Annotated in this window: 10 protein-coding genes; all 10 read left to right on the top strand. The window is 41.0% G+C overall.

Annotation, left to right across the window (positions count from 1 at the left end; genetic code table 11):
- Positions 1–132 precede the first annotated feature (132 nt).
- The 10 genes from H148_RS0103085 (at position 133) to H148_RS0103040 (ending at position 14,506) form a co-directional block, all read left to right on the top strand.
- Positions 133–1,170 (top strand): LacI family DNA-binding transcriptional regulator, encoded by a 1,038-nt coding sequence (locus tag H148_RS0103085; RefSeq protein WP_029033486.1) that lies wholly within the window; start codon positions 133–135, stop codon positions 1,168–1,170.
- Between the two features lie 107 nt (positions 1,171–1,277).
- Positions 1,278–2,792, top strand: a complete 1,515-nt coding sequence (locus H148_RS0103080; protein WP_029033485.1) for an MFS transporter — start codon at positions 1,278–1,280, stop codon at positions 2,790–2,792.
- A complete protein-coding gene (pgmB, locus tag H148_RS0103075) occupies positions 2,785–3,444 on the top strand; it encodes a beta-phosphoglucomutase (protein ID WP_029033484.1) in 660 nt (219 codons plus the stop codon). The genes H148_RS0103080 and pgmB overlap by 8 nt, the downstream gene beginning before the upstream one ends.
- 4 nt (positions 3,445–3,448) lie before the next feature.
- The gene (locus H148_RS0103070) at positions 3,449–5,755 is read left to right on the top strand and encodes a glycoside hydrolase family 65 protein (RefSeq protein WP_029033483.1); all 2,307 of its coding nucleotides are present in this window, start codon (positions 3,449–3,451) and stop codon (positions 5,753–5,755) included.
- A gap of 11 nt (positions 5,756–5,766) precedes the next feature.
- Positions 5,767–7,608, top strand: coding sequence for a glycoside hydrolase family 13 protein (locus H148_RS0103065; protein ID WP_029033482.1), 1,842 nt, complete (start codon positions 5,767–5,769; stop codon positions 7,606–7,608).
- A gap of 5 nt (positions 7,609–7,613) precedes the next feature.
- Positions 7,614–10,019: a glycoside hydrolase family 31 protein gene (locus H148_RS0103060; protein ID WP_245583380.1), complete on the top strand. Its 2,406-nt coding sequence runs from the start codon at positions 7,614–7,616 to the stop codon at positions 10,017–10,019.
- Between the two features lie 11 nt (positions 10,020–10,030).
- A complete protein-coding gene (locus H148_RS0103055) occupies positions 10,031–11,467 on the top strand; it encodes an alpha-amylase family glycosyl hydrolase (RefSeq protein ID WP_029033480.1) in 1,437 nt (478 codons plus the stop codon).
- A 124-nt stretch (positions 11,468–11,591) separates the two neighbouring features.
- Positions 11,592–12,578, top strand: coding sequence for a 6-phosphofructokinase (pfkA, locus tag H148_RS0103050; RefSeq protein ID WP_029033479.1), 987 nt, complete (start codon positions 11,592–11,594; stop codon positions 12,576–12,578).
- Between the two features lie 21 nt (positions 12,579–12,599).
- Positions 12,600–13,601 (top strand): type I glyceraldehyde-3-phosphate dehydrogenase, encoded by a 1,002-nt coding sequence (gap, locus tag H148_RS0103045; RefSeq protein WP_029033478.1) that lies wholly within the window; start codon positions 12,600–12,602, stop codon positions 13,599–13,601.
- Positions 13,602–13,648: 47 nt separating this feature from the next.
- Entirely contained in the window at positions 13,649–14,506 is an 858-nt protein-coding gene (locus H148_RS0103040; RefSeq protein WP_029033477.1) for a BadF/BadG/BcrA/BcrD ATPase family protein, read from the top strand.
- The last annotated feature ends 53 nt before the right edge of the window (positions 14,507–14,559 follow it).

The following is a 14,559-nucleotide window of genomic DNA, read 5'->3' as shown; positions in this document are numbered from 1 at the left end:
CAGGTATTAAATTCTGTTCGAAACCGCCCGAAAACGTTTTCGTGTTGACAACTTTATCATAATCATAATTTAACAGTGAAATAATATAGATTTGCCTTATTAAAATGGTCTGCAATTTTTGATCTTTGACTAATGAAACCAAAACTTACCCTTAAGCAAATTGCACGTGAACTTGATGTATCTGTCTCAACAGTTTCAAAAGCCTTACGCGATAGCCCCGAAATTAGTGACGATACCCGACAAAAAATTCAGGCTTTTGCCAAACTCTATAATTACAAACCCAACAATATTGCTTTAAGCCTTAAGAACCGGAGAACAAGAACCATTGGTCTGGTCCTGCCTGAGATCGTTCATGATTTTTTCGCTACTGTAATTAGTGGAGTGGAAGAAGTGGCTAACAAACGAGGGTATAATGTTCTCATCTGTTTATCAAACAATTCATTTGACAGAGAAGTAATGAACATGGAGATGCTGGCTAATGGCAGTATAGACGGATTTATTCTTTCTGTAGCCAAAGAAACCCAGCAAAAAGCGGACTATCACCACCTGGAAGAAGTTATTAGCCAGGGGATGCCAGTGGTAATGGTGGATAGGGTAGTCAACGATATAATTTGTGACAAGGTAATTATAGATGACAGTGATGGTGCCCGGGATGCAGTCCAACACCTTATAGACAACGGCTGCCGCAGAATAGCAATTATTACCACTGTTGACTACATAAGTGTAGGAAAACTGAGAACCGAAGGATATTTAAGCGCGCTTAGGAATAATGATGTGAAGGTAGAGGAAGAACTTATTCTGAAAATTGAAGATGTAGATAACAGCAACGAAGAAATTGCTCAATTTCTTGAAGGGAAAGATGTCGACGGAGTTTTTGCTGTAAACGAGCAATTTGCCACCAGTGCCGTAAAAGCTTTGCTGAATAAAGGATTATTTGTTCCCGAAGACGTCCTTGTATTTAGCTTTTCTGACGGGGAACTTTCCCGACGGTTCATTCCCAGCCTAAGTACCGTGAATCAGCACGGGGCTGACATGGGGGCTAAAGCTGCTGATTTACTTTTAGATAGAATCGAAAACGCTGCTACAGAAGAGAAATTTCAGACAGTCATAGTGAAAACCAGCTTGATTGAACGGGAATCAACGCAAAAGAGAAAAATATCTTCCGTTTAAAATTATTTTCTATCTTTGACAGGATTTTTATCAAAACTTATATTTCTACTTCCCTTTTAAAGTTTTGATAAGTCTAAAAAGCTTATCGTAATCTAATTAATACGATAATGCAAAAACGTACCCTGAGTTTTTGGGAGATCTGGAACATGAGTTTTGGATTTCTAGGAATACAATTTGGTTTTGCTCTGCAAAACGCCAACACTTCACGAATTTTTGAAACCCTTGGGGCAGATGTGGATCAAATTCCCATTCTGTGGATCGCTGCGCCTGTTACAGGCCTTGTTGTCCAACCAGTTATTGGCTATTTTAGTGACCGTACATGGACCCGTCTAGGTAGGCGTCGCCCTTATTTTTTAATAGGTGCCATCCTTTCTTCTATCGCTTTATTTATAATGCCAAATTCACCAACCCTGTGGATCGCAGCAGGTACGCTTTGGATAATGGATGCTTCAATAAATATTTCCATGGAACCGTTCCGGGCATTTGTTGGGGATAATTTACCAGCCAAACAAAGAACTTTGGGCTTCGCCATGCAGAGTTTCTTTATTGGGATTGGAGCTGTAGTGGGATCTCTTTTGCCTTACATTTTCTCAAATTGGCTCGGAATAAGCAATACTGCTCCGGAAGGGGTGATCCCAGATTCTGTGAAATGGTCTTTTTACGTAGGTGGTGTTGTTTTCTTTCTTGCCGTTTTATGGACGGTATTTAAATCAAGAGAATATTCACCTGAAGAACTGGCGGCCTTTGAAAAAGCTGATAAAAAAATTGCTCCGGTGGAGGAAACTGCCGAACAGCGCCAAAGAAATATTCAGAAGCAACTTTACTATGGGCTTGGAATGTTTGCAGTTGGTGCTGCAGTAACCTGGTATGTGTATAGCAATGAACTAACCCAGGAATTATATATTCTGTTTATTGGACTTATGGTTGTTGGGGTTCTTTTTATGGTTACTTCGATGCTGAGAAAACAGAAAATTAGAAATGGATTTACTGTGATTGTGACCGATATGCTTAACATGCCCGACACTATGAAGCAACTGGCATGGGTGCAGTTCTTTTCATGGTTTGCGCTTTTTTCCCTTTGGATCTATACTACAGCTGCTGTTACCGGACATGTTTTTGGAACTTCAGATACTACTTCTGAACTTTATAATGATGCAGCCGACTGGGTGCCGGTAATGTTTACCGTCTACAATGGCGTAGCTGCTGCAGTGGCTTTCCTTTTGCCGGTACTGGCAAAACGAACCAGTAACAAGATTACTCACCTGCTTGCACTGGTCATTGGAGGAATTAGTCTTATATCCATTTATTTTCTTTCGAGTAAAGCAGGACTATTACTATCAATGGTAGGTGTTGGAGTTGCATGGGCAAGCATTCTATCCCTTCCTTATGCAATGTTGTCTGGTTCTCTTCCATCCTCTAAAATGGGATACTATATGGGGGTCTTCAATTTTTTCATTGTAATACCACAAATAGTAGCCGCGACGATTTTAGGGTATATAGTAAAAGAATTTTTTTCAAACGAACCTGTATATGCAATAGTTGTTGGAGGATTTGCTATGATCCTTGCAGGATTATTGACTCTGCGGGTTAGGACTAATAAAAGACTGGATATAAATGAATAATACAAAAGGAATAATATTCGACCTGGATGGAGTAATAGTCGACACAGCCAAATTTCATTATTTGGCGTGGAGAAAAATGGCTAATGATCTGGGATTTGATATAACGCTTGAGCAAAACGAACAATTAAAAGGAGTAAGTCGGGTACATTCTCTTCAGCAAATTTTAGGATGGGGGAATAAAACGGTGACCGAAGAGGAATTTGAGCGCCTTATGGCCTCCAAGAATGAGGATTACCTGGCAAGGATCGCCCACATGGATGATTCAGACCTTCTACCGGGAGTAAAGAAAGTGCTGGATTATTTAACGAAAAATGACATTTCTTTTGCCCTTGGCTCTGCAAGTAGAAATGCCAGGCCAATACTGAAAGGTTTAAAGATAGAAACCAGGTTCAAGGGAATTGTAGATGGTAATGACGTGACTAAGGCTAAACCCAATCCTGAAGTCTTTCTCATTGCAGCAGAAAAACTTGGAATAGCATCCGAAGACTGTATAGTTTTCGAAGATTCTGTTGCAGGGGTCGAAGCGGCAAACAGGGCGGGAATGATCAGTATAGGAATAGGAGATAAAAATATTTTGAAAGACGCAGATTACAATTTTGCCGATTTCACCGAAATAAATATAGAATTTGTACAGAAAATTGTAAGAAAATAAAGAAATGAATCAGGATTATATAATACCCGACAATTGGTCAATTCTCGAAGAAGGATTTGATGCGGAGAGAGTAGAGGCTTCCGAAAGTTTATTCAGCCTTGGAAATGGAGCGATGGGGCAGCGGGCAAACTTTGAAGAAAATTATTCTGGGAGTACGTTCCAGGGAAGTTACATAGCAGGAGTTTACTATCCAGATAAAACCAAAGTTGGCTGGTGGAAAAATGGGTATCCGGAGTATTTTGCTAAAGTTCTCAATGCACCAAACTGGATTGGAATCAATGTTTTCATTAATGGGGAAGCTTTAGATCTTAACACCTGTAAAGAAGTCAGGGATTTCCGCAGGGAACTCAATATGAAAGAGGGCTGGTACGAGCGAAGTTTTACAGCCATTATGCCCAATGAACTCGAGGTAGCGGTTAAAGTAATAAGATTCCTTTCTATAAAAAGAAATGAACTTGGAGTGATCAATTATGAAGTTGAGGTAAAAAATGACGATGCAACTGTCATTTTTGAACCTTATCTGGATAGCGGCATAACAAATGAAGACGCAAACTGGGAAGAGAAATTCTGGAAGACATTGGAAGTGAAAAATGAAGGTAACCAGGGTTTCATAACAGCTAAAACCCTGAAGACTGAATTTCATGCCACCACTTTTATGCAATCTAGAATATTAAAAGATCGGAAGGAAGTGAAGGTCGAACCTACAAAAGTTATTTTTGACGAAAAAATAATCTTTAGATATACTGCACAGGCTAAAAAGGGGGAAAAAGTGGCTATTCAGAAATTCGGTGGTTATGTTACCGATATGAATCACGAGAGACAGGAACTTGTCAAAGCTGCCCGATCTGTTCTCGAAGGAGCTTTTGTAGCAGGATTTGAAGTTCTTTTTCAGGAACAAAAAGAAGCATGGGCATCGGTCTGGGAAATGGCCGATATTAGCATACAGGGGGATGTGAAGGCGCAGCAGGGTATCAGGTTTAATATCTTTCATTTAAACCAAACCTATTTAGGGGAGGATGCCAGATTAAATATTGGTCCCAAAGGATTTACCGGAGAAAAATATGGAGGTAGCACCTATTGGGACACAGAAGCATATTGCATTCCTTTTTACATGGCTACCAAAAATCAGTCTGTAGCAAGGAACCTGCTTACCTATAGATATAATCATCTCGAGAAAGCTATTGAAAATGCCAAAAAATTAGGCTTTTCCAATGGAGCGGCACTTTATCCAATGGTGACCATGACCGGCGAAGAGTGTCACAACGAGTGGGAAATCACTTTTGAAGAGATCCACCGGAATGGAGCTATGGTGGTGGCTATTAAAAGATACGTTGATTATACCGGCGACTTTAGTTACATCCCTGAAAAAGGTCTGGAGGTGATGATCGCCATTGCACGTTTTTGGCAACAGCGGGCCAACTACAGCACACCAAAAGATAAATACGTCATCCTTGGCGTAACAGGGCCCAATGAATACGAGAACAATGTCAACAATAACTGGTACACTAATTATATAGCAAAATGGTGTATTGATTATTGTTTGGCTTCAATGAATAAGGTAGAAAGTGAATTTAATTCAGATTTTACCAGGATCATGAAAAAAACAGATCTGCGGGACGAGGAGATTTCCAGATGGAAGGAAGTTTCAGAGAAAATGTATTTCCCGTATTCCGAAGAATATAAAGTGTTTATGCAGCAGGATAATTTCCTTGATAAGGAGATTATCCCTGTTTCAGAATTACCTGCTTCCCAACGTCCTATTAACCAAAAGTGGAGCTGGGATCGTATTTTACGCTCCTGTTACATTAAACAGGCCGATGTCTTGCAGGGATTCTATTTCTTTGAGGACCATTTCTCAAAAGAAGATCTGGAAAAACATTTTAACTTCTATGAACCCTTAACAGTACATGAATCTTCACTTTCGCCCTGTGTTCACAGTATCCTGGCTGCGGCATTGGGAAAAATGGAGCAGGCATACCAGTTCTATTTGAGAACCTCACGGCTTGATCTCGATGATTACAATAATGAAGTAAAAGAAGGTTGCCATATAACCAGTATGGCGGGGACCTGGATGAGCATAGTAGAAGGATTTGGAGGTATGCGTATGGTTGAGGGGAAACTGTCTTTCAATCCCCGAATTCCTGAAGGTTGGGATAGCTACTCATTCAAAGTCAACTTTAGAGACCAGATCCTTAAAATAAATGTGGCACCCGAAAAGACCAGCTTTACGTTGGAGGGGAATAATCCGCTGGAGATCCTCGTCAAAGGAAATCCTGTAAAGGTGGAGCCAAGTGTGCCGGTAACCGTTTAAAATATCAAAAAATGAAGAAGTTAATTTTTCTCTTTTTACTCACGGTGAGCGTCTCAATGAGTGCACAGATAGAGAGAGTTGAGCCACCATTTTGGTGGAGCGATATGAACCTTTCGGAAGTGCAATTAATGTTCTACGGAAAAAATATTGCTGAATATAATGTTTCTGCGCCTGAAGAAATGGTGATCAGTAACGTAAGGAAAACTGAAAATCCAAATTACCTGTTTGTCACAGTACAAACTGAAGGACTACCCGCCGGAAGTTATGATATCAAATTTTCCAAAAAGGGTAAAAAAGATTTCTCTTATAATTACGAGCTCAAGGAACGGGAGCCGGGATCGGCGCTACGGGAAGGCTTTGATTCTTCAGATGCCATTTATCTTATTATGCCCGACAGGTTTGCTAATGCAAATCCCGCAAATGATTCTCATCCCGAACTTCAGGAAAAAGCCGATAGAAGTAATCCGGGAGGAAGACATGGAGGGGATGTAGAAGGAATTATTGAAAATCTTGATTATCTCGAAGATCTTGGGGTAACGGCGATCTGGACAACTCCATTACTTGAAGATGATGATCCCACCTATTCTTATCATACTTACGCTCAAAGCGATGTCTACAGAGTTGATCCCCGTTATGGAACTAACAAAGATTATCGTCGCCTGGCCACCGAAATGGAAGAGCGGGATATGGATTTGATTATGGATTATGTGACCAATCACTGGGGTGCAGAGCACTGGATGATCAAAGATCTTCCAACTTATGACTGGGTTCATCAATTTCCTGGTTACAAGAATTCAAACTACCGAATGACTACTCAGTTTGACCCTCACAGATCGGGAATAGATACAGAATTAAATGAAGACGGTTGGTTCACTTCGACCATGCCCGATCTTAACCAGAGCAATCCACTGGTTTTAAATTACCTCACTCAAAATGCTATTTGGTGGATAGAATATGCAGGTCTTGACGGGTTTAGAGTGGACACTTATTCCTATAATGATAAAGATGGGATTGCAAAATGGACAAAAGCCGTAATGGATGAATATCCAAATTTCAATATCGTAGGAGAGGTATGGATGCACGACCAGGCCCAGATTTCCTACTGGCAAAAAGATTCTCCTGTAGGTGCTATCCAAAGCTATAATTCTCATTTACCTTCGGTAATGGATTTTACACTCCATGATGCTCTCATGAGCATGTTCAACGAAGATGATATGGGCTGGGACCGAGGAATGGTTCGTGCATATGACAATTTTGCCAACGATTTTCTTTATAAGGACATTTACAACCTGCTCGTTTTTGCAGGTAATCATGACACCAATCGTATTAACGAGCAGTACGATGGAGATTTAGATAAGTACAAACTTGCGATGACGCTTGTCTTAACTACCCGCGGAATTCCACAACTTTACTACGGTGATGAAATTGGAATGCGCGGAGACAAACCTGCAAAGGGCGATGCAGATATTCGCAGGGATTTTCCCGGTGGATGGGCAGGGGATGAGCAGAATGCCTTTACTGAAGCAGGAAGAACTGAACAGCAGAATGAGTACCACTCCTTCACTAAAAAACTACTGAATTATCGTAAGAACAACGATGTATTACACACAGGGAAGTTGCTACAGTACATTCCGCAGAACAACGTATATGTTTACTTCAGGTACGATAATGACCAAAGGGTAATGGTAGTGATCAATAATAATCCTGAAGATCAAACACTCGATCTTTCACGTTTTGCTGAAGGTCTGGCAGGAGCGACCTCTGGAAATGATGTTATTTCAGGGGAGCAGGTAATTCTTAATGATGAACTAGAAATTGGTGGTAAATCCTCAATGGTACTTGAACTAAATTAATATCTATGAAAGGGCGCCAAAAATACCTTCCAAAAATGGCATTTTTAAGTGCCTTTCTTTTGCTGCCCTTTTCCCTGCTTGCGCAAAATCCCGACAGATTATTTGTTGGCTTTGAGAAAACAGAGACTGGTTTGGAGATTTCTACCAGTGATGGCAGATATTTCTTCAGGTATTTTACTCCCGAAATAGTGGAGACTGCCTTTATTCCTTCAGGACAGGAATATATGGAGGAATCTCACGCAGTGGTGCTCGAGCCCCTTTCCGTAAATTTTTCTGTTTCTGAAGAGGAGGACAGGATCCTTATCGATTCTGAAGGGCTGGATATTGAGGTGTCAAAAAGGCCATTTCAGGTCACCTATTTTTTCAACGGAGAAAAAGTAATTTCCGAAAAAACAGGTTACTTAAAAGATGAGGAGCATGAGAAACTGGATTTCAACCTCTCAGAATCTGAAGTGCTTATGGGAGGCGGTGCCCGGGCTTTGGGAATGAATCGACGCGGAAACAGGCTTGAGCTTTACAACCGTGCCCACTACGGTTATGAGACAAAAAGTGAACTGCTGAATTTTACATTACCCATAGTTCTTTCTTCAGAAAAGTACCTGTTGCACTTCGATAATGCTCCCATTGGGTTTCTTGATCTTGACAGTAATTTCAGCAATACGTTAACTTATGAAACCATAGGAGGCAGGAAGACCTATCAACTTGTGGTGGGTGATACATGGGAAGATATCGTTGGAAATTATACACTATTGACCGGCAGGCAGCCGTTGCCACCGCGTTGGGCTTTGGGAAATTTCTCCAGCCGGTTCGGGTATCATTCCCGGGAAGAAGTAGAGGAAACCATTGAAAAATTTCGGGAAGAAGAAATTCCTGTAGATGCTGTAATTATTGACCTCTTTTGGTTTGGCCATGAAATCACCGGAACCATGGGTAATCTTGAATTTGTCATAGATTCTTTTCCAAGGCCTGAAGAAATGATGCAGGATCTTGCGCAGGATGGGGTGAAAACTATTCTGGTGACAGAGCCGTTTGTTCTTACAACTTCTAATCGGTGGGAAGAAGCTGTACAGGGAAACGTACTGGCAAAAGATTCTCTGGGAAATCCTTACACCTACGATTTCTATTTCGGAAATACCGGTTTAATTGACATTTTTGAACCGCAGGCACAGGAGTGGTTCTGGAACATTTACGAAGAGCTTACCGAAATGGGAGTTGGCGGCTGGTGGGGTGACCTTGGGGAACCCGAATTGCATCCCGAAGACCTCATTCATGCTACTGGTACAGCCAACGAGGTACACAATATTTACGGCCATTACTGGGCAAAATTGATCCATGAAGGCTATGAAAGATCTTTTACAGATCAAAGACCGTTTATCCTAATGCGTGCCGGCGCTGCCGGTTCACAGCGGTTTGGATTAATGCCGTGGTCCGGGGATGTGAACAGAAGCTGGGGTGGTTTAAAACCACAGCCCGAAATTTCTCTGCAGATGGGTCTACAGGGGCTCGCTTATATGCATTCTGACCTTGGCGGATTTGCCGGTGACAATCTCAATGATGAATTGTACGTGAGATGGCTTCAATATGGCGTTTTTCAGCCTGTTTACAGACCACATGCGCAGGAAGAAGTCCCGTCTGAACCTGTTTTCCGGGAGCCGGAAACAATGGCCCTTTCAAAAAAGGCAATTGAACTGCGTTATAAATTATTACCATACAATTACACACTGGCCTTTCGAAATTCTACTGAAGGGGTGCCATTAATGAGACCCTTGTTCTTTGAAGAGCCTGAAAACTTCAGGTTGTATTCTGTTGCAGGAACTTATTTATGGGGTGATAATTTTCTTGTTTCCCCTGTACTTCGGGAAAATGTGACCAGCCAGGAAGTGTATTTTCCGAAGGGTTCTAATTGGTTCAATTTTTACACCGGTGAAAAATATTCAGGCGGCAGTTCGGCTACAATTCAGTTAAAAGAAGAGTACATTCCTACTTTTGTAAGAGGCGGGGCTTTTATTCCTATGGCAAAGCCTATGCAAACCACTCAGAATTTTTCCGCAGAAGATGTAGAGCTTCATTACTTTTTTGACACGGAAGCAGGACAAACTGAAGATATTCTTTACCATGATGACGGGAAGACGCCGGAGACTTATTTAAGTGGCGAGTACGAGATCCTTTATTTAAAAAGCAATTCTGCAGAGAATATTCTTGAATTAAATATTCTTCCAAGGTTGGGAGCTGCGAAGGAAGTTTCAGAATTTGAGGAAATTGACCTGATAATTCATAACCTGGAGAAAAGACCAGAAGAGGTCCGGCTGAATAATAGTAAAATTAAATTTGAATATGACCAAAATGAGCACAGGATGACAGTTCCTGTTAACTTTAAAGAAGACAATACAAGCCTTATAATTATTAATTAAATTTACTTTACATGAAAAAAATATCCATTTTATTACTCGGTTTTCTTACGCTTGCCTCCTGTAAGAATGAACCTGAAGAAACAGTAGCTGTAGTTGAAGAAGAGCAGGTTATTGAGCCGGTAACTAACGACGCTTTGGAGTCGGCCGTTATTTATGAAGCCAACATAAGACAGTATTCCCCCGAAGGTACTTTTGATGCCTTTACAGAAGACATTTCTCAATTAAAAGATCTTGGAGTAAAAGTAATATGGATAATGCCTATTCATCCAATTTCTGAAGCACGAAGAAAGGCAACTAACGATCTAAGTATTGAAGACATTGAAGATCCCGAAGAGAGAAAGAAGTACCTGGGAAGTTATTACGCTATTGCTGATTATACCGGTATCAACCCTGAATTTGGAACGAAAGAAGATCTTGACGAACTGGTAGAAACTGCTCATGAGAATGGTATGTATGTAATCCTTGACTGGGTTGCCAATCACACCGGCTGGGATCACCCATGGCTGGAAGAACATCCTGAATTTTATACTCAGAATGAGCAGGGAGAGCCTGTAGATCCATTAAATCCTGCGACAGGAGAATCATGGGGTTGGACAGATGTGGCCGATCTTAACTACGACAATAAGGAATTGTGGGATGTAATGACTGCTGAAATGAAATATTGGATCGAGGAGCATGATATTGATGGCTTTAGAGCAGATGTGGCCGGGGAAGTGCCTACAGAATTCTGGGAACAGGCGGTACCACAACTTCAGGAAATAAAGCCTGTATTCATGTTGGCAGAATCTGAAGACAAGGACCTTTTCTACAATGCCTTTGATATGGGTTACAATTGGGAAGGACATCACATTAAGAACCAGATTGCGCAGGGAGAAGCTACTGTAGAAGCATGGGATGAGTATATGAAGAAAATAGACACCACCTATCAGGGAGATGATTACCTGATGAACTTCGTGACGAACCATGATGAAAACTCCTGGAGTGGTACCGTTCGTGAAAGAATGGGCGATGCAGCCGAAGCCATGGTCGCTCTAACCTACAGTATCCCTGGTGTTCCTTTGATCTATAGCGGGCAGGAGTACGATATGGATAAAAGACTCAGGTTTTTTGAAAAAGACACCATTCCGAAAACTAAAGGAGTGATGTGGCCTTTACTGGAGAGGCTTGGCGAATTAAAAACAACCAGTCCCGCATTACACGGAGCCAAAGAGGCAGCAAGTTATAACCGCCTTGAAACTTCAGCCGATAAGCAGGTCCTGGCTTTTGAGAGAACAAAAGAAGGGGAGAAGGTTGTGTACGTAGCAAATCTTTCGGACCAGCCGGTGGAATTCAACCTTAATTTGGATGATAATCTTCAACCTTTTGTTGGAAAACAGGATTTCAAAATAGAGCAAAATCAGCAATATTCATTTGGTCCCTGGGAGTACGTAATTTTGACAGATAATTAAAAAATGCCCTAAAAAATTTATAAAAAGTCCCTAAAAAGGGGCTTTTTTCTTTTTTATCAACCGAAAACGTTTGAGAAATCCTATAGATTAGGTTATATTATATAATTCAAATAGCTTTACATGAATGTTAGGAAAATATAAAAAAATCGGAGTACTTACTTCGGGGGGAGATGCCCCCGGAATGAACGCAGCTATTCGCGCTGTAGTCCGAAGTTGTTCATACTACAATATCGAATGTATTGGTATTTACAGAGGCTATCAAGGCTTAATAGAAGGGGAGTTTGAAGTACTGACTGCCCGTTCGGTAAGAAATGTCATAAACAGGGGAGGAACTTTTCTAAAATCTGCACGTTCACAGGAATTTCGCAGTGAGGAAGGTCGAGCTAAAGCCGCTTCGAAAATGAAGGAAGCGGGAATAGAGGCACTTGTTGTAATTGGAGGAGATGGTACCTTTACCGGGGCTATTTATCTTGAACAGGAGCATGGGATCCCGGTTGTGGGTATTCCCGGCACCATTGATAATGACATTAATGGAACAGATTACACTATTGGTTACGATACGGCTTTAAATACAGTTGTAGATGCCATTGATAAAATAAGAGACACTGCGAGTTCTCATGACCGCCTTTTCTTAATTGAGGTGATGGGACGTGACGCAGGAGATATTGCATTGAACGCCGGAGTTGGTGCCGGTGCCGAAGAAATTCTCATTCCTGAAGAAGATATGGGAGTAGAAAGAATGCTGGATTCTCTTCAAAAAAGCCGGAAAACCGGAAAAACCTCCAGTATTATTGTTGTGGCCGAAGGCGAGAAGAGCGGAAAGAACATTTTTGAACTCGCCGAATTGATTGGGGAAAGCCTTGAGGGATATGATATCAGAGTATCTGTTCTTGGCCATATCCAAAGAGGAGGAGCGCCTAGTTGTTATGACAGGGTATTGGCCAGTAAACTTGGAGTGGGCGCTGTTGAAGCTTTACTTCGCGGCGAAAACAGAGTAATGGTTGGAATTACAAATAAATTAGTAACATCGGTGGATTTTGAAGTAGCTATTAAAGGTCATAAACCACTCGATAAAGAATTACGAAGGGTGTTAGATATAACATCTGTATAACTTTAATTTAAATTAATAATTATGAGCACTAAAATAGGAATAAACGGATTTGGTCGAATTGGAAGGATTGCTTTCAGAATTGCCAGTGAAAGAGAAGATGTAGAAGTTGTGGCAATCAACGACCTGCTTGATGTAGACCATTTAGCATATCTATTAAAATATGATTCAGTTCACGGAAAGTTTAAAGGTTCTGTGGAAATTGAAGGAGGAAACCTAGTTGTGAATGGAAAAACCGTTCGTATTTCTGCCGAAAAGAATCCTGAAGATCTAAAATGGGATGAAGTAGGAGCTGAGATCGTAATGGATTGTACAGGTATTTTTACAACTAAAGATACTGCCTCAAGACACCTTACTGCAGGTGCCAAAAAGGTGGTTATTTCAGCACCATCCAAAGACGCACCTATGTTTGTGATGGGAGTAAACCATAAAGATATTAAAGCAGACGATAAGGTTGTATCTAATGCCTCTTGTACTACTAACTGTCTTGCACCGCTTGCCAAAATAGTGGATGATGAATTCGGCCTGGTTGAAGGACTTATGACTACTATTCACGCTACAACTGCTACACAAATGACAGTTGATGGTCCTTCTAAAAAAGATTGGAGAGGAGGTAGAAGTGCACTTCTAAATATTATACCTTCTTCAACAGGAGCAGCAAAAGCGGTTGGAAAAGTAATTCCTAAACTGGATGGAAAACTAACAGGAATGGCATTTAGAGTTCCTACTGCCGATGTATCTGTAGTTGATCTTACTGTAAGAACAGAAAAAGCTGCTTCATACGACGAGATAAAAGCAGCCTTTAAGAAAGCTTCGGAAGGTGCATACAAAGGGGTTCTTTCTTATACAGAAGAACAAGTTGTATCTCAGGATTTCATTTCGAATGATTACGTTTGTAACTTTGATGCAGGTGCCGGTATTGCCCTCAATGATAACTTCTTTAAGCTGGTTGCATGGTATGACAATGAATATGGATATTCATCCAAATTAGTAGATTTGTCTGCTTACGTAGCTTCACTTAAATAATTAATAAAAAAGCCCTGCAGCGCAGGGCTTTTTGATATTTTTCTATTATGATTTTAATAGCAGACGGAGGCTCCACTAAATGTGACTGGATCTTACTTGATTCAAAGGGGGAGCAAATATTAAAAACACGCACAAAAGGGCTCAATCCTGCAGTGTTTAAAACCGAAGTACTCCAGGAACGGCTGGAGGAAAATCTTGACCTTAAGCAGATAAAGGATCGGGTAGAAATGGTTCATTTCTATGGAGCGGGTTGCGGGACACCAAAACCTACCGCTTTACTTAAATCTATACTTACCGCTTTTTTTTCCGGTGCAAATGAAGTTAAGGTGCAGGAAGATATGGTAGCTGCGGTTTATGCAGTTACAGATAAGCCCGGCATTGTATGTATTCTGGGTACAGGTTCTAATAGTTGTTACTTTGACGGCAAGACTATAAGGACGGCCGTGGATTCTCTTGGTTATATTCTGATGGATGAAGCCAGCGGAAATTACTTTGGAAAAAGACTCATCAGGGATTACTACTACAAGAAAATGCCAAAGAAACTGGCCGATGTTTTTGAAAAGGAGTACGATCTCTCCTCAGATACCATTAAGGAGAATATCTACAAGAAGGACAATCCCAATACCTATCTGGCCCACTTTGCCGAATTCATTTTCAAGAATGAAAGAAATGGATATTTCTATCAGCTTATAGCAGAAGGGATGCAGAATTTTATTGAGCATAGGGTGATGAGCTTTAAGGAAGCTCAGAATGTGCCTATACATTTTGTAGGGTCAATAGCTTATTTCTCCCAGGATATCATCAAGGATTCTTTACAGCCTTACCGGCTAGAGCCCGGGAATTTTGTGCAAAGACCTATAGATGGAATTATAGATTATTACCGCAAGCATGTGGTAGGAAAATAGTTGTTTTACTTTTAATTTTATGTAGCGGCTGCCAATCTCGGTGGCCGCTGTTG

Origin of the sequence: Salinimicrobium terrae DSM 17865 (assembly GCF_000424665.1) — a bacterium.
Lineage (GTDB): Bacteria > Bacteroidota > Bacteroidia > Flavobacteriales > Flavobacteriaceae > Salinimicrobium > Salinimicrobium terrae.
Note: the sequence above shows the minus strand (reverse complement) of the source record. Positions and strands in the feature narration are given on the sequence as shown.